15 protein-coding genes are annotated in these 16,663 nt (G+C 60.8%); 8 read left to right on the forward strand and 7 right to left on the reverse strand.

Features of this window, described 5'->3' with window-relative positions; all coding sequences use genetic code 11:
• Positions 1 to 200 precede the first annotated feature (200 nt).
• The 5 genes from J2R78_RS40795 to J2R78_RS40815 all read left to right on the forward strand — a co-directional run bounded on the left by J2R78_RS40795 (position 201) and on the right by J2R78_RS40815 (position 4,610).
• Positions 201 to 818: an FAD synthetase family protein gene (locus J2R78_RS40795; protein ID WP_253609190.1), complete on the forward strand. Its 618-nt coding sequence runs from the start codon at positions 201 to 203 to the stop codon at positions 816 to 818.
• Positions 815 to 1,339 (forward strand): flavin reductase family protein, encoded by a 525-nt coding sequence (locus J2R78_RS40800; protein ID WP_253609191.1) that lies wholly within the window; start codon positions 815 to 817, stop codon positions 1,337 to 1,339. Before J2R78_RS40795 ends, J2R78_RS40800 begins: the two co-directional genes overlap by 4 nt.
• A 72-nt stretch (positions 1,340 to 1,411) precedes the next feature.
• Complete coding sequence (locus J2R78_RS40805) at positions 1,412 to 2,281, forward strand: intradiol ring-cleavage dioxygenase (RefSeq protein ID WP_253609192.1); 870 nt, start codon at positions 1,412 to 1,414, stop codon at positions 2,279 to 2,281.
• A 67-nt stretch (positions 2,282 to 2,348) separates the two neighbouring features.
• Complete coding sequence (locus tag J2R78_RS40810) at positions 2,349 to 3,527, forward strand: muconate/chloromuconate family cycloisomerase (RefSeq protein WP_253609193.1); 1,179 nt, start codon at positions 2,349 to 2,351, stop codon at positions 3,525 to 3,527.
• A gap of 165 nt (positions 3,528 to 3,692) precedes the next feature.
• On the forward strand, positions 3,693 to 4,610 hold the full coding sequence (locus J2R78_RS40815; protein ID WP_225162295.1) for a LysR family transcriptional regulator: 918 nt from the start codon (positions 3,693 to 3,695) through the stop codon (positions 4,608 to 4,610).
• A 9-nt stretch (positions 4,611 to 4,619) separates the two neighbouring features.
• Here the strand turns inward: J2R78_RS40815 and dusA are convergent, their stop codons facing one another.
• The gene (gene dusA / locus J2R78_RS40820; protein WP_256558751.1) at positions 4,620 to 5,615 is read right to left on the reverse strand and encodes a tRNA dihydrouridine(20/20a) synthase DusA; all 996 of its coding nucleotides are present in this window, start codon (positions 5,613 to 5,615) and stop codon (positions 4,620 to 4,622) included.
• Positions 5,616 to 5,762: 147 nt separating this feature from the next.
• Here dusA and J2R78_RS40825 point away from each other — a divergent pair, with 147 nt between their 5' ends.
• The gene (locus J2R78_RS40825; protein ID WP_253609195.1) at positions 5,763 to 6,860 is read left to right on the forward strand and encodes a site-specific integrase; all 1,098 of its coding nucleotides are present in this window, start codon (positions 5,763 to 5,765) and stop codon (positions 6,858 to 6,860) included.
• A gap of 257 nt (positions 6,861 to 7,117) precedes the next feature.
• Here the strand turns inward: J2R78_RS40825 and J2R78_RS40830 are convergent, their stop codons facing one another.
• Both J2R78_RS40830 and J2R78_RS40835 read right to left on the reverse strand, forming a co-directional pair.
• Complete coding sequence (locus tag J2R78_RS40830) at positions 7,118 to 11,671, reverse strand: LamG-like jellyroll fold domain-containing protein (protein WP_253609196.1); 4,554 nt, start codon at positions 11,669 to 11,671, stop codon at positions 7,118 to 7,120.
• Positions 11,672 to 11,702: 31 nt separating this feature from the next.
• A complete protein-coding gene (locus tag J2R78_RS40835; RefSeq protein WP_253609197.1) occupies positions 11,703 to 12,059 on the reverse strand; it encodes a hypothetical protein in 357 nt (118 codons plus the stop codon).
• Positions 12,060 to 12,550: 491 nt separating this feature from the next.
• On the opposite strand from J2R78_RS40835, the gene J2R78_RS40840 reads away from it, so the two are divergent.
• Positions 12,551 to 13,672, forward strand: a complete 1,122-nt coding sequence (locus tag J2R78_RS40840; protein WP_253609198.1) for a helix-turn-helix transcriptional regulator — start codon at positions 12,551 to 12,553, stop codon at positions 13,670 to 13,672.
• A gap of 1,262 nt (positions 13,673 to 14,934) precedes the next feature.
• Here J2R78_RS40840 and J2R78_RS40845 read toward each other — a convergent pair.
• Positions 14,935 to 15,528, reverse strand: a complete 594-nt coding sequence (locus tag J2R78_RS40845; protein ID WP_253609199.1) for a glutathione binding-like protein — start codon at positions 15,526 to 15,528, stop codon at positions 14,935 to 14,937.
• Entirely contained in the window at positions 15,447 to 15,731 is a 285-nt protein-coding gene (locus J2R78_RS45480; RefSeq protein ID WP_375167095.1) for a glutathione S-transferase N-terminal domain-containing protein, read from the reverse strand. Before J2R78_RS45480 ends, J2R78_RS40845 begins: the two co-directional genes overlap by 82 nt.
• 108 nt (positions 15,732 to 15,839) lie before the next feature.
• Between J2R78_RS45480 and J2R78_RS40850 the strand changes: the two genes are divergently transcribed.
• On the forward strand, positions 15,840 to 16,061 hold the full coding sequence (locus J2R78_RS40850; protein WP_253609200.1) for a hypothetical protein: 222 nt from the start codon (positions 15,840 to 15,842) through the stop codon (positions 16,059 to 16,061).
• An 8-nt stretch (positions 16,062 to 16,069) separates the two neighbouring features.
• On the opposite strand, the gene J2R78_RS40855 is transcribed toward J2R78_RS40850, so the two are convergent.
• Together J2R78_RS40855 and J2R78_RS45485 are read right to left on the reverse strand one after the other, a co-directional pair.
• Entirely contained in the window at positions 16,070 to 16,261 is a 192-nt protein-coding gene (locus tag J2R78_RS40855) for a hypothetical protein (protein ID WP_253609201.1), read from the reverse strand.
• 114 nt (positions 16,262 to 16,375) lie between these two features.
• The gene (locus J2R78_RS45485; protein ID WP_375167096.1) at positions 16,376 to 16,639 is read right to left on the reverse strand and encodes a PilZ domain-containing protein; all 264 of its coding nucleotides are present in this window, start codon (positions 16,637 to 16,639) and stop codon (positions 16,376 to 16,378) included.
• Positions 16,640 to 16,663 lie beyond the last annotated feature (24 nt).

Below are 16,663 nucleotides of genomic sequence, written 5' to 3' on the forward strand. Positions count from 1 at the left end.
TTAAGACCATCTCGTCACGCTCTTGGACGGCGTGACATCGGAGGAAACGCTACGCGCTCACCCGGAGCGGGCGAAAGGTATCACACCATACCGCGCAGACCGGCCCGGCTCGGGCTATGACTCGATGGCACGGACCGGACGGCAGGGATCTTTCGGCCGGCGCAAGCCGCAGCTGATGCAGCACGGCAAGGGAGCGAACCATGGGCAAGGGTTTTGACAGCAGCGCTGTCGCTTTCCATCGCGATGGGGAATTGGCCCTCGACGCCTGCGTCGTGACCATCGGCGCATTTGACGGCGTCCACTGCGGCCATCAGGAACTGCTGCGGCAGACCATCGCGGCAGCGCGGCGCCGCGGCATTGCAGCCGTGGTCTACACCTTCGATCCGCCGCCAAAAGTGTATTTCGGCCAGGCCGAGCCGCTGATTTCGCTTCGCGAAAAACTCGAGCGCATCGCAACATTCGCGCCTGACCACGTCGTCGTCGCCGATTTCAACCAGATCTACGTCCGGCGCACCGCGCTCGATTTCCTCGCCGAATTGCAGCTTCTGCGACCACGCGAAGTCATCGTTGGCGAGGATTTCCGCTTCGGGTCCTGCAAGGGCGGCACCGCGCTGCTGTTGCGGCAGCACTTCAACACCCGCATCCTGCCGCCAGTGCGCTGCGGCAATGGCGAGATCGTCTCCAGCAGCCGGATTCGCGCCTTGCGACGATCCGGCCTTGCCGCCACCGCGGCGACGCTGGAAAACTGGCGGGATATCGTGACCGCGCCACCGGCCAACCGATCCGGTTTGGCCCAACTCGAGGTCGCAAGCCAATGACCGCCATCGATCCGCGAGAGTTGCGCAACGCCTGTGGCCAGTTCGGCACCGGCGTCACCATCATCACCACGCATTGCCAGGGCCGCGATCACGGCATGACGGCCAACGCCTTCATGTCGGTCTCGCTCGATCCGCCGCTGGTCGCGATCTCGATCGCGAAGAGCGCGAAGATGCTGTGCAACATCCAGAACACCGGCCGCTTTGCGGTCAGCATCCTCGCCGAGGGCATGGAGGATTTCGCCTGGCATTTCGCCGGCAAGCCAAGGCTCGACCTCTGCGACGTCTTCGAACGCCGCAACGACCTGCCTGTGATCGCCAACGCGGCGGCATACTTCGTGACCGATCTCGCCGATGAGATCGTCGCCGGAGACCACACGATCTTCCTCGGCCACGTCCGCGAGATGTCGCTGGAGCCCAGCAAGAAACCGCTGCTGTTCTTCCGCGGCCGCTTCGGCGGCCTTGCCGATCCGCACCCCGCGCCCGCGACGCTGGAGAATGCCGCTTACGAATTTGTCTGGTGAGACCAGCAACCGATATTCCCGAAAAAACGGGGATGCAAGTTTGAGCAAACTGCAAGAAAAGGAGGAACGACCATGCTGAACGTCAACAAGGACACCATCACCGACCACGTGATCGCCGCGCTCTCCAAGGACATTCCGGATCGCAACCGGCAGATCATGACGAGCCTGATCCGCCACATGCACGACTTCTGCAAGGAGGTGGACCTGACCTTCGCCGAGTGGTTCGCCGCATGCGAATTCCTGCGCCGTGCCGGCGACATCTCGGACGAGAAGCGCAACGAGTTCATCCTGATCGCCGACATCCTCGGCGTCGAGGTGCTGGTCGACATGCTCGACCACCGGGTCACCGACGGCGAGAGCGAGTCGACCGTGCTCGGACCGTTCTACCGGGAAAACCCGCCGGTGCTGCCCAAGGGCGCCTCCATCATCAAGAAGACGTTCGACAACGCGCAGACCGTCAAGGTCTCAGGGCGCATCAGCGACACCGCGGGGCGGCCGATCGAGGGCGTCACGATCGACGTCTGGGAAGACGCGCCGAACGGCCTCTACGACCTGCAGGATCCGGAACAGCCGGCCTACAATCTGCGCGGACGCTTCACGACCGACGCCAACGGCGAATATGCCTTCGTGGCGCTCCGCCCCGAGCCCTATCCGATCCCCTATGACGGCGCCGGCGGCGAGCTGCTGAAATATATGGGCCACCATCCCTGGCGTCCGGGCCACATCCACTTCATGCTTTCGAAGGACGGCTATCAATCGCTGATCTCGCAGATCTACGATTCCGAGACCAAGTATCTCGACAACGACTCGGTGTTCGCCGTGAAGCAGAGCCTGATCGGCAGGTTCGCCAAGGCCCCCGCCGGCGCCGACACCGATCTGGTTCTCAACTTCGACTTCAAGCTCAAGAAAGCCGCCGTCGAACGGCTCGTCGCGGCCGAGTAAGACCCGTTACGTCCTGCCAGGCCCACCAGCCTGGCAGGGCTCATTCTGAACTGACCTGCGAGGACATATGAGTCGTGCCGTGATCGAAATCGCCGAACCCGTGGAGCGAGTGCAGGCTCACGCAAGGGACACTGCGATCCGCAGTATCCGCGCGACCATCGTCGAGGCGCCGACCCGCCGCCGGCACAAGCTCTCGAACACCGAAGTCACGCATCAGGGTTACGTGCTGGTGCGCGTCCTGCTCGACAACGGCGTGACGGGCATCGGCGAAGCCTCGACGCTCGGCGGGCCGCGCTGGGCCGAGGAGAGCGTGGAGTCGATCAAGGCCGCGGTCACGAATTATCTGGCGCCGGCGCTGCTCGGACAGCCTGCCCTCGCCTTCGAAGCCAATGCCTTGCGGATGAGCAAGGCCGCCACCCGCAATTTCGCCGCCAAGGGCGCCGTCGAGTCCGCGCTGCTCGACGCCGCCGGCAAGACATTCGGCCTGCCCGCCAGCGTGCTGCTCGGCGGCGCCGTGCGCGAACGCATGGAGGTGATCTGGGCGCTGGCCTCGGGTGACAGCAGCCAGGAGGTGGAAGAAGCGAAAGAGAAGCTGCGGCGCCGCGAACACCGCCAGTTCAAGATCAAGTTCGGCTTCAACCGCCCGCAGGTCGATCTGAAGCGGTTGCAGGCGCTGCGCGCCGGTCTCGGCGATGAGGTGCGCCTGATCGTCGACGTCAACCAGGGCTGGACCGAGGCCGAATGCATCCGTTTCATGCCCGCGCTGGAGGAGCTGGATGTTGCCCTGATCGAACAACCGGTGTCGGCGCTACAACTGGAAGCGATGGCGCGGGTCGCGGCCCGCACTTCGATCCCGTTGCTGGTGGACGAAGCGGCTTTCACCAAGGAGGAAATCGCGCGCGCGGGCGCGATGGGCTGCGGCAGCGTCTACTCGCTGAAGCTCGTCAAGAGCGGCGGCCTGTTCGAGATGAAGCGCGCCGCTGCGGTCGCGGCCGCGCACGGGCTCGAGCTCTATGGCGGCTGCCTGTTGGAGAGTAGCATCGGCGCGGCGGCGCATCTCGCCGCCTTCGCCACCCTGCCCAGGCTCGAATGGGGCACCGAACATTTCGGTCCGCGAATCCTGGTGGAGGATCTGGTCGTCAACCCGATCAGATTCGACGAGTTCGAGATCTGCGTCCCTGATGGCCCCGGTCTCGGCGTAGAGGTCGACGAGGACAAGATCCGCACCTTCGCCCGGAAGGACTAGCCGGATGGCGTCGTTCCCGCGGACAATTGACAATCCACGGACCCACGCCCAGTCTTCGCGTTGGAACCATCGTCTCGATCGTGCGCACATGACCACCCGATATCGAACCCGGCAGGATTTTTCCGCCGCTTCCGCGGAAGCGCGCGAGCAAGCGTTCGGCTAGCCGTGACCGATCGCGACGATGTCATGGATCTCAGGCGGCTGGTCTATTTCGTCGCCGTCGCCGAAGAACTGCATTTCGGCCGTGCCGCATCGCGGCTCGCGATCGCGCAGCCGCCGCTCAGCCGGCAGATTGCGCAACTCGAGAGCGATCTCGGCGTCATGCTGATCGACCGGAGCCGCAGCCAGATCCGGCTGACCCAGGCCGGCAGCGTTCTTCTGGAACGTGCGCGCGACGTGCTGGAGCGGCTCGACCGCACGCACCGCGAGATCAAGCGGATCGGTGAAGGCTTTTCCGGGCACCTGCGCGTCGCCTTCGTCGGATCGGCGACCTATGGCGTGCTGCCGAGCGTGATCCAGGCGTTTCGTTCGGCCTATCCTGACGTCGAGCTCGCGCTGTCGGCGATGAACAACGCCGAGCAGAAGCGCGCGGTAATCCAGCGCGAGATCGATATCGCCATCGCCCGCCCCTCGCTCGACGACGAGGAGCTGAAGTCCGAGCCGCTGCTGCAGGAGCCGCTGATTCTCGCGCTCTCAGACACTTCGCCCTTGCTCGATCAAAAGGTCCCGCGGCTGGCGGCGCTGAAGGCCGAGACGTTCGTCCTCTACCCGCGCAAGCCGCGCCCGAGCTTCGCCGACCACATCCTCAATATCTGCCTCGAAGAAGGCTTCATTCCGAAATCGCAGGTGCTGGCCCAGGACTATCAGACCGCGATCAGCCTGGTGTCGGTCGGCGTCGGCATCGCGCTCGTGCCGAAATCGGTCTCGGAGGCGGAGCGGCCCGGCGTCGCCTACCGCGCCTATGAGGGACACAATCCAGGCACTGCGCTGTCGCTGAACTACCGGCGCGACAACCGGATGCCGCATCTGTTCAATTTCCTGAAGGTCGCACAAGACGTCACGCGGCGTCAGCGCAAGCCATAACGATCGCCCTCAGGCCGCGACCGCCGCCGGCGTGCGATCGTCGACGCATGCGATCGCTTCGCGCAGCACATCGATGTCAGCCCCCGGCCGAACGCCGTTCTCCGCGAGGTGCCTGCGGAACGCACGCGCGCCCGGGACGCCATGGAAGGCGCCGACGAAATGCCGCGTGATCGAATGCAGCCGCGTGCCTTCGGCAAGCTGCCGCTCGATATAGGGCAGCATCGCCGCGAACACGTCCTTCATCGTCACGTGCGGCGCAGTCTCGCCGAACAGCTCGGAATCGACCGTGAGCAGCCGCCAAGGCTCCTGATAGGCCGCCCGCCCCAGCATCACGCCATCGACATGCTTCAGATGCTGCTTTGCCTCGGCAAGGCTGGTGATGCCGCCATTGATGATGATGGGCACGTGCGGCAGCGCCGCCTTGAGGCGATAGACCCGATCGTAGTCGAGCGGCGGGATGTCGCGGTTCTCCTTCGGCGACAATCCGTTGAGCCAGGCCTTGCGCGCGTGCACGACGAGCGCGGCCGCGCCCGCGGCAATCACCCCGCGCGCCAGCGTATCGAGCGCGACTTCCGGATCCTGGTCGTCGATGCCGATCCGGCATTTCACCGTGACGGGAATCCGCACCGCACGCTTCATCGCCGCAACGCCTTCGGCGACCAGCGCCGGTTCGGCCATCAGGCAGGCGCCGAAGCGGCCATCCTTCACCCGATCGGAGGGACAGCCGACATTGAGATTGATCTCGTCGTAACCGAACTGCTCGCCGATCTCTGCGGCCGTCGCGAGATCGCGCGGGTCGGAACCGCCGAGCTGCAGCGCCACCGGATGCTCGCTGGCATCGAAGCCGAGCAGCCGGGCCCGGTCGCCGTGGATGATGGCGCCGGTCGTCAGCATCTCCGTATAAAGCCGCGCCCGCCGCGACATCAGCCGATGGAAGACGCGGCAATGCCGGTCGGTCCAGTCCATCATAGGAGCCACGGAAAAGCGATAATCTTGATATTCCAATTACTTACCCTATGCTTTCAATGGACTAGAACGTGAACCAGGTGCACACGTGTGCACTCAAACTAGCCCAAATTGCACACGTTTGTACCGCATTTGATCTCGCGGTGCACACGTAGCGCACACGAAAACGGAGCGAGTGCACACGCGATGCCGACCTTTACAAAGCTAAAGTCGGGGAGCTGGCGCGTTCAGGTCAGGAGGAAAAGCGAGTACGTCGCGAACACCTTCGTCCGACGGCGTGACGCGGAGGAATGGGCAATTGATGTCGAGCGCTCAATCGATCGCGGCTCTCCGATCCGACGCTCCAAGTCTCGAGAGCAACCGCGCATCTTTTCCGATTTGATCGCGTTGCATCTCGACGATCTTGCTGAGGTCGGTAAGCCAGTTCGACGATCGAAATCGATGGTGCTTAAGGCGCTCAAAACCTCTCTTGGGCGCGTAAACCTCAAAGATATGACCCGCGAGAGATTGATCGAGTTCGGACGGAAGCGAGCCGCCCAGGGCGCCGGCCCGGCGACCCTTGCGTTCGATTTCTCGTTCATTCGGGCGGTCCTACTCCACGCCGCTGCCGTGCATGGCATCGATGTCTCTGTCGAGCATGTTCAGTTAGCCCGAGCCGCCCTTAAACGCCTCGACCTCGTCGGAAAGTCGAACGAGCGCGATCGCCGCCCCACTCAGGACGAGCTCAATCAATTGATCGAGTATGCCGAGTCTAACCCCCAACAATTCTTACCGCTCGGAAGAATCGTTCGGTTCGCCGTAGCAACTGCAATGCGGCAGGCAGAGATTTGCCGGATAGAGTGGCCTGACGTCGATATGAAAAAACGAACGGTTACTATCCGCGATCGCAAAGATCCCCGAAGAAAGGATGGAAATCATCAAGTGGTCCCTCTCCTCAATTCCACCGGCTATGATGCTTGGCAGCTCGTTCTCGAGCAACGCATCATCACACGCGGTGTTGGGCGCGTGTTCCCCCACCATTCAAAATCCGTTGGGGCCGCCTTTCGTAGATCATGCAACGCCCTTGAGATCGACGATTTGTGCTTTCATGATTTGCGTCATGAAGGCACAAGCAGGCTATTTGAAGCCGGTTTCTCGATACAGCAGGTTGCGATGGTAACGGGCCACAAGGATTGGCGCATGCTCCGGCGCTATACCAATCTCAAACCTGAAGACCTCCACGAAATGCAAAAGGCTGCTCAGCCGTCAATGGAGCAATTCGTTGAGATTCTGGCAGCGACCTAAACCCAAGTCGGATGCGCGCCGACGTGACGACACTGATCACCGGACTTCGTCTGGACCAAACGACGCGGCTTGCAATGAGAACGGCGCTCCGCTTTTCAGCGCAGTATGAGGAACATCCCCTCCTCTAAACGACATTGATGACATTGCGCTTTGCCGTCGTCGTGTGAAAAGCCACGGTCGAAATCCACGGTCATCGCTTGCATCAGCCCTAGGACCGAAGTCGGCGGGCTTCGTCGTTAGGCTAACCGCGATCCCGCTTAGAGCAAGAAGTCAGACTGCGTAACTGTTGTGGCGTTGCCAATGCCAATCAATCGGATCGTTTGACTTGGGTCGCTGTCGATCGTGACGAGTGTATCGGTCCCAACGTCGGCAATGGCGACTCTGGTGGCAAAATCGCCGGCCGTTATCCCGATTGCCGAAATGTCGAGGAAGTCCTGCCCGCCGATCGGGTTGGCGTCGAAAGCATTGATGTTGTCGTTGCCGAAGCCAGGTGCAAACACGAAGGTGTCGCTGCCGCCGCCGCCGTCCATCGTGTCATTACCCGCCTCGCCGACAACGCGGTCGTCGCCGCCGCCGGCATTAATGATGTCGTTGCCGTTGCGGCCCTCGATCGCGTTCGCCCCGCCGGTGCCGGTGATCTGGTCGTTTCCCTGGCTGCCGATGATATTTTCGATACCGCTCAACGTATCGCTGCCGATTTGGGCGCTTGTTGCGATGCTGCCGGTGACGGTCGCTGCAGCCGTGGTCCCGGACAGGTCGATGGTATCCATGCCATTGCCGCCGAAGTAAGAGTCATTGCCGTCGCCAATGGTCGCGACAAAGCGATCGCTTCCGTTGCCTCCCCTGATCGTATTGCTCAGTGCATTGCCCGTCCCGATAAAGTCCCCGGCTCCAGTAAAAGTCAGGTTCTCAAGGTTGGCAAGGCTGACCAACGAGAACGAATTGAGCGTCGTCTCGATTGTATCTGTGCCTCCGCCAACTGCTTCGATCACCGTGTCACCAAGACTGTCGACGACGTAGGTGTCGTTGTTAGTGCCGCCAGTCATGGCGTCGTCGCCTGTACCGCCATTAAGCCGGTTGTTTCCGGCTCCGCCATTGAGCACATCATTGCCAGCCAGCCCGTTGAGCGTATCGTTTCCGCCAAGGCCATTAAGAATGTCCTCGGCTGCCGTGCCGGTTAGAACATTGGCGGAGTTGTTGCCAGTGACGAGGTCTCCGACGATTCCGGTCGCATCAGAGGTGACTGCTTCCGGCGTGCCAGAGTCGTCCGTAAATCTAACGACTGCGCGAAGCGTTTGGCCGACTTGCGCTTGGCTCGGCACAAGATTCGAACTGGTCGCGCCCGCGATGTCGCTCCAGACGGTGCCGTTGAATGCTTGCCACTGGTAGCTGAACACGGAAGTCGTAGTTCCGTCCGGGTCATCGATCGATCCCCGCGACACCGAGACCACCTGGCTTTCGGTCGGTGTGACATCGCTGATGAAAGGTTGGCCGGTCGGTGCGTCGTTGACGGATGTGACGCCGATGGTCATCGTTGCGGAGTTCGAAAGGTTCTGACCGATGACGATTCCGGCGCCGCCGTTCCAATTGCCTGCAACCTCTTCGCTTGACCAAGCGTGATTCAGGATCACGACATTGTCGATCTCGCCATCGACCGTGAAATTGCGCGGATCCCCGGCATTGCGTCCACCGAGCAGGAGTGGCGCTGGCGACGCAATGATCGCGCCAGAGCCCGTGCCGCTCATGACTAAGGCGCCGTCCAGGAAAATACTGAAAGTATCACCGCTGCGTTCGGCAACGAACTGGTGCCAAACCCCGGTATCGATCGGCAGCGGACCTGTCGTGAGGATGGCGACGCCCGCGGCATAGAACTGCAGCCGGCCGTCGTCGAGCCGCGTGAACGTCCAGCCGGGCCCCGAATCGTTGGTCCACTTCTCGATCAGCACGGACTCGTGGCTCAAGTCGTTGAACTTTGTCCACACCTGGATCGTGAAATCGTTCGCCGCAAGATCGAACGCCGCGGGGGCCGTGCTGAGAATGGCGCCGCTCGCCTTTGCGCCATCGAGACTGAGGGCCTGCCCCGACAATCCGGTGGCGAAGCTGGCCCCGCCATTGAGCGTCAGATTGCGACCGTAGCCGGAGATGTCGGCGGCGGTGCCGTCGAAAGTCCAGGTCGCCAATGTCCCGGCAGCCGGCAACCCGGTGTCCTGCACGCGGAATGAGAAGGAGGCGAGGCCCGCTCCGTTGCCGTTGGCCGGTGGCGCATAAGTTAGCTTGCCGGCTGCGATGTCGGCGCTCGAAACGGCGAAGCCCGCAGCGGCCTGCGCTGCGCTGATTGCCTGCCCGTCATAAAAAAGCGTCCCCGATGTGGGCAGCGACGTGACTATCACATTGGTCAGGCTGTGCGACCAAGCATCATTGCTGTCGGAGAACGGGAAGTCCGCAAGTGCAAAAGTATGGGTAACATCTTCGACTGTGACGACCGAGGCCGCGCCGGTCGTCGGTGCATCAAATTTGTCGATCGTATAAGCCGGGCCCACGACGGTCGGGGGCCTATTGAGCATGACGGTGCTCACACCGGCATTGTAAACGGCGATATCCGGTCTGCCATCAGCATCAAAATCGGCCCGAGTCGAAAGAGTGCCGCCGTTGGCAATGAAGTGCGGGGCTTGAAAAGTCCCGTCGCCGTTGCCCAAGAGCAAGGAGATCCCGTAGGAGGCGCCGCCATCATTTGCGTCATAGTACAATAGGTCCGTGTTGCCATCGCTATTTGCGTCTTGCGACACGATGGACCCGGCGCCTCCATTGGGAATGGGTGACCACATCTGAGGCTGGAAGCTGCCATCACCGTTGCCAAGGGCTACCATCAGCGAGCCGTTGTATTCGGTGAAGGCGATGTCCAAATCGCCATCGTTGTTGAAGTCCGCCAGCAGGCTCCAATATCCGAGACCGCTCAGACCCGCGACCTCCGCGAAGGTCCCGTCACCGTTGCCGAGGAAGACCTGAACGCCGGTACCGAAGCTGCTGTTGATGATGTCCAGATGCCCATCGTGATCGAGGTCGCCTACGGCCGAGATGAAGGCATTGACCGTCGGCAGATGGACGGGTGATTGGAATGTGCCGTCGCCATTCCCGAATAGCAGAGAGCCCTTTAGAACGAGGTCCGCATAGCCGTCCTCGTCAAAGTCGCCAAGGTCGGCGTCCGACGGGAACGGCACGTCGGCAGCAGCTGTTATTGGCGCTGCAAACGTTCCATCTCCGGTACCCAGCAGGATCGACACAGTCCCGGCATTGGAGTTTGAGGCGATAATGTCTGCGAAGGTATCATTGTTCACGTCGCCGACCGTGATGCCATTAAGGGCGTCACCCGCAGGAAATACAGTCGGCGCACCAAACGTGCCGTCGCCGTTACCAAGCGCGACAGCGACGCCGCCGGTGTCATTCTCAGAAACGAGATCCTGGTGCCCATCGCCGTTGACATCGCCCGCCGTGAGATGGCCGACCATCCCGCCACTGAGAGTCTGGACTGTCTGGAACGTGCCGCCCGGGATCGGATTCCCCGCCAGATCGTGCACATTCGACCCAACAAAAGAAAGCGCAACCGCACCATCGCCGCTACCGGTGCTCACCGAGACCGTGTATTGTGTACCACTGCTCCCGACCACCGGGACCACGTTCGCGATGCTGGCGCCCGACACGCCTGATGTCACCAGCGAGAACTCGTGGACGTCGACACCCGTCACTGGCTCCGAGAACGTCACCGTGTAATTCACCATTTGGGCGTTGGTGGTCGCAGCGTCGTTGCGCGTGATGCTTCCGATCGTTGGGACGATGTCGTCCACGTTCGTCACTGTCACTGCGATGGCCTGAGTGTCAGTACCGCCGGCACCGTCGGACACCTGAACAGTGATATTGTAGATGTTGTCATGGCCTGCGTCGGTGGGCTGCTCGAAATCCGGCGCCGCGACGAAGGCCAGTGCGCCGGTCGCAGCGTTGATCGCGAACAGGTTGGCGTCGGTGCCACCGGCGATCGAGTAAATCAGAGTCTGTCCGGCGTCCGGATCCGTCGCGGCTACCGTCGTGACCGCAGTCGTGTTCTCAGCGATCGAGACTGCGGTCGCGTCATCGGGCACGCCTGCGCCGCGTTGATAGATCCCCAGCAGTTCATCCTGCAACAAAGCACGGTGATAGATTCCAAGCCCGTCGATCATGCCGTTGAAATAGAAGCCTTCACCCTGCCCAATTGTCAGCGGTGCGTTCGCGTCCGGAATGGCGAAGGTTTGGATCGCGGAGCCGCCCAGTTGGTCATTGACGTACAGCTGATAGGACAAGCCGGATTTGGTCAGAGCGATGAAATACCACTCGCCCGGCACGGGATTGAACGGCGTCTCCGCAAAGAATTGTGGCCCGAGCGTGGGGCTGTTCACGTGGACGCCGAGATTGCCCGAATAGGCGGCAATCCACCATTTGTTTGTTTCGCCCCCGCCTTCATCGTGAGCCACGAGAACGCCCCCTTGGGGAGCTCCCGCGGGGCCGCCGGGCGCTGAGCTGAAATTGGCCCAAAGCACGATCGAAAAGTCGTCGCCGCCGAACGTCCAGTCGGGCGAGTCCGGCACGCTGACGTATTGCGACCCATTGAACTGCAGGGCATCGCCGGTGCGCCCCGGCGCGGGCGCTGCGCCAATGATCGTGCCGTCATGATTGTCTTGCTGGTCGCGGGCGATTCCACCGCTCGTATCGTCGAAGGTATAAAAGGCCACGGCACCAGCGCCCGGTCCGAGCAGCTCAGGCGGCTCGTTCTGATTGGTCACGGATGATCCATCGAGTCCTGTGACAGTCATTTTATGCCTCCGAGTTTCTCACGCGCGCCAAAGCGGACCGCGCTCGCGCGTCTCCAGCATTGTGGTGAAGCGTTGCCGATGTGCCCGCCGCGATGCCATTAAGATCAATGACGGGCGCGTGGTTGACGTCAGTCGCTTTGATTGCCGCGAACGCAATATCAGCGTGGTGACCGTTCTTCATTTTGCCATCGCCATCATTGGCACGCGAGATCACTTCGCTCGTAGCTAGTGTCCGGCCTCCGAAGTTCCCGGATGCGCTCAGCACTGCGTTTTGCGCAAGCTTCAGTGCAGGATCTCGTTCTTTGTACGCGACGAGGCCATTCAAGCCCGTTGAGGTCACATCGAGATCCGTCGCCATCGCCTGCCCCTCAAATGTTATCGCTCCCGAAAGGGCTAAATCGCTCCTTCATCAAACCGTCTGTTGGTGGAATGCGATCAGTGCTTTTTTTATTGGCGAGCTCTATTGCGACCCATGCTGCGCGATCGCACTTTTCGAATTCCGAGCGCGTTTTGCCCTGGCTAAGAAGCCTAAAGACGGTCAGACAAAACAACGAATTGATGAACGCGCTTCCGAGTGCTGGGGCTTGCCTGCAATCATCATCTCTTTAATTAGCGGCTCTCTACCCTGAGCTGTCTTGCCCCATTTGGGGCATGAGGACAGAATGTCGCATTGCCCTGACTTCGGACTTCCCTCCTTGGCCCTTAGCTGCTGCCCGAGCTGTGGGGAATCATCATCAAGAAGGGAGTAATACGTAAGAGATATTGCGGCGAAGGGATCATTTGGTCCCAGTTGCCTGTCCCGCTTTACGTTCAGAAAGGCATTTTTCGATTGGAGATTGGGGGGCGAGTATGAATGCCTGGGACCTCACTCTCGTAGAACAGGCTTTCGCCGCCGCCGCGGTAGATCCCTCACTTTGGTCAAAGGCTCTCGATGTAGTAACGGAGCAAACAGAGAGCCGCGGAGCCGTCCTGCTGCCGATTTCAGGAGAGCATCTCCCCTATGTACCGTCCAGCGAGGGATTGACACGGGCTACCGAGGTCTATTTTAGAGATGGGTGGCATAAGCGCGACGAACGCTTTCGCGGTGTGGCAACGCTCCTGCGGGACAGTGTTATAGACGATCTCGATTGCGTGACGTCCGATCAGATGAAACACCTTCCTTATTATCAAGAGTTTCTTGCACCCTTGGGTCTTAGATGGTTCGCGTGTGTGAAAATCGCCTGCGGGGACGATGTTTGGGGCCTATCGATTCAGCGCGGCCAGCACCAGGATCCGTTTTCGGCCGCGCAGAAATCGAGACTGGCTCACCTATCGAGATCGTTATCTGCCAATGCAGCGGTATCCAGTGCGCTGGGTTTTGCCGCCGCTGACGCCGCATTGGAAGCGTTCGACGTCAGCCAAACGGCCGCGGTCCTCCTCAATCGGCGTGCAGAGGTCATCCGAACAAATCGGTTGGCCCATCGATTGCTAACCGGAGACATCCGAATTTGCGCTCGACGGCTGACTTCCGCTGATCCGTCTGCCACTGCGGCGATCGAGCGCGCCCTGCATCGTTTGCTTTGGAATGCCGGCGATGTTGCCCTGATGCCGCCAATTCCAATGCCACGTCGGGAACTGCCGCCGATACTCGCGTACCCCATGAAGCTCGCAAAGATCACTGCGCACGTCTTCGCGGACTGCCATGCCGTCATCGTCCTCGTGGAACCAGGCGCTCGCTCGAAGCCGCAAGAAACCGCTTTGCGTGCTGCATTTGGATTGTCACCCGCGGAGGCGCGGCTTGCGGCGAGGCTGGCAACGGGTGAGGCATTGAGTGCAATCTGTGACAACCTCGGGATTGCAAAGGAAACGGGACGTCGCGAGTTGAAAACAATCTTTGCCAAAACGGGCGCGCGCCGGCAGCACGAGCTGGTCGCGCTCACGGCAAGCCTGGAAAGATCGAGCTGTCCATTGGATGACGCCGCCAAGTGGTAAAGAAGCGGTTGCGTTATCGGCATCCGCAGCACCTCAGGCAATTCAGCCAAGCATTGAGAGTGTCAGCCTACCGGAGCGATCTGAACGAAGGGTCACCTAGGCTAGAAACGACCTTCCCGCCTAATCACGCTCATCGCACGTTGCCGGCCGGGCGCACCTGTGCATTACGTATGGGCCGTTGCTCAGACCGTAGTTTTTCAAACCGCCGGTCCAATTCCGTGAGGAAAAACAATATGGTTGACAGGACACCCCTTCCGACACCGGTTGCTTGCGCCGATCGCGGTTGCCGTGAGCGTCCTTGCAAATCGATCGCCATCAAAACTGGAAGCGACGCTGTAACTGTTAGAGCGGCTCAAGCCGCATGATATGGGTACATCCCGAACGGCCGATTGGCCAGCAGTCGCGAACCACCAGGTTAGTGCTGAATCCGGACCCGTCGGCTGTACGATGACCGCGAAAGATGCGAACGCGAACTCGTAGCTTCGTCCAAGCTGAGCTAACGCACTCCCACATCGCGCAATGCCGTCTAAGATCAGCCAGTCCGATCCATCATGGGGGCCACAGAAAAGCGATAGTCTTGCGATTTCAATTATTTACCTTACGCTTCAACAGGATGAACCATGAACATGTGCACTCCAAACTAGCCGAAATTGCACACGTTTGTACCCGTTTTGACCCGTCAGTGCACACGTAGCGCACACGAAATAAGGAGTGCACACGGCCGTGGCCAGCTTCATTCAGCTGCCTTCCGGGAACTGGCGGGTCCAAGTCCGCCGCAAGAACCGCTACGTGGCAGAGACCTTTCGCCGCCGCAAGGACGGTGAGGACTGAGCGCTCGAAATGGAGCGCAGCATTGATCGCAGCGGGTCCCCCAAGCCGCCGCTGCCGTCAAGGCTAAAACGTTCGGCGACATCATCGATCTGCATATTGAGGACATGCACGAAGTCGGCCGCCCTCCCCGCCGATCCAAGGCGGCCGTCTTGGAGGCGCTTAAGGAGGATCTCGGATTGACGAAGCTTCCCCGGCTCGATCGTGCACGGCTGATCGAGTACGGCAGGAAGCGAGCGAAGGAAGGTGCCGGCCCTGCCACCCTCGCAATCGATATGTCGTTTATTCGGATCCGCGATCGACGGGAGTGCCGATCAGCGCGCTTCGATCGGATCGCGGCAGCTTGTAACGGATCTTGACGAAAGCGTATCCGGCCGGCGATGGCGAGCCGCTCGCGGCCGGGCCTCACAGGAACAGCACCAGACAGATGCCGTCTAGGGAGACTCTCTCAGTTCAAAGCCGATGCGGGGAAAGTGCGCGACGATATCCCCTGCTCGGTCGCCGCGGAGTGAAACTGCAAGTTCGTCGTCGTCAACGAGCACAAGCGTTCCGGCGATAGCATCCCGTGCGTAGTCGGCGGCTCGAATTTCGACAAGGCTTCCGAGCTCTGGATCTTCTGGCTGCAGCACGGAGGCCCGCGGCGCAGAAGGCGAAGAGGCCCGCGCTATCTCGATTGCTGCGCCCGCGGTCATGGTTTGCGACCGCCCGTGGCCGAACCCTTTCATTCGCAACATCCATTCCCGCAGGCGTTCGAAGCGATCGAATTCGTGAGACAGGCGCGGACTTTGATCCGTCAAGAACCACATCGCATGGAAGATTGCGAGGTCGGCTACAGTCACGTTCGTTCCGCAAATCCATTGGCGTCCGTCAGCGAGCAAATCCTCGATGAAAGGCATTTGCGTTCGGACGAGCGGAGCGGAGCGTGCCGCGGCACGCTCAACCGACTTCACGCTCGGTACGGGTAACCGCCAGTCAAAGCCGTCAGATCCGGCTTCGGTATCACGGGCGGAACGATTACGCTCGACCATTCCAGGGATTTGTAGCCCAGAGCTACGCGAACCTTTTCCGAATAGTTCGAGAAGTCGTAGTGGTGCAGGATCAATCCGGACATAGACACCCTTACCTTACCGCTCCGTGCATCGGAGCGATCCAAGTGTAAGCCGTGTCCTCGGGGCCGCAATGCATTCCGACCCGTTGGAAACGTGACCGGAGCGGATAAGGAGGCGGCCATCGTCGAACCGAACGGGAAGAACCCTCCAGCTTCCTCACCAATGGCGTCCTCCGTTGCTGGCCTCCTCCAGGCATGGCAGGCTGCCGTAATTGGTGATCAGGGGGACACATGAACCGGCTTCAGAAATTCGTTGAGCAAGGAGCTGAAGGTCCCGGCCGGACGGCCTACGCCCTGGATCCTGCGAAGCTGCCCCTACCAAACGCAGGCTTCGAATGGCGCGTGGCGAAGGACTTCAGACCCGGCGAAGCCATATTGGCCGATCAACGCCTGAAGCCCCTGTTTCAGCGCGCGCTTGAACATGGCGTCGCGCTGGTGTCGGCAATTGATTGACGAGGAGGTCACGATGGCCGGACGGGCGAGCCCAGCGCCGGCAGATCTGCCCGATCCCAATCGGCATCGTCCGGCTGAATGACGACACGCCGCTCGTAGTGATCGGCCAGCTGCAACAAGCGCTTCTTGATGAAGGGATCAGCTTGCTCGGCAAGCGCCCGCACAGTCCGCGCTCTCTCTTTGCAAAACTCGTCGTCCATGGTGTCCCGCTGAAATTACAGCAGGATAGTGCGAGTCAGGCAGGGTCGCGTGTGAAGCAGATTACATCGCCAAGGGTTTTCAACGCAATTTACGCGCATCCCGGGAGGAGTTCGTCACGCAACGAACGAGACACCAACCCAGTCGCCCTCGCGCCAAACAACGTTGCACGAGTAAGTTTTGCTCGGCGGAACGATAAGCGTGAATTGATCAGGAACGGGGGATGGCGGATCTTCTGCCTTGAGCGCTGCACCACGCTCTGTGACATCGCGCACGACACAGCACAATGACAACTCACGAAATCTGATCAACGCATTGTCCAGCGATGGATTGCGCACAGACTTTCGTCTGTCCGGAAGAGCAATCATGTCCGTGCCCATCAATAACTAATGCAAATAAGATTC

It is taken from the genome of Bradyrhizobium sp. USDA 4538 (assembly GCF_024171045.1).
Taxonomy (GTDB): Bacteria; Pseudomonadota; Alphaproteobacteria; order Rhizobiales; family Xanthobacteraceae; genus Bradyrhizobium; species Bradyrhizobium australafricanum.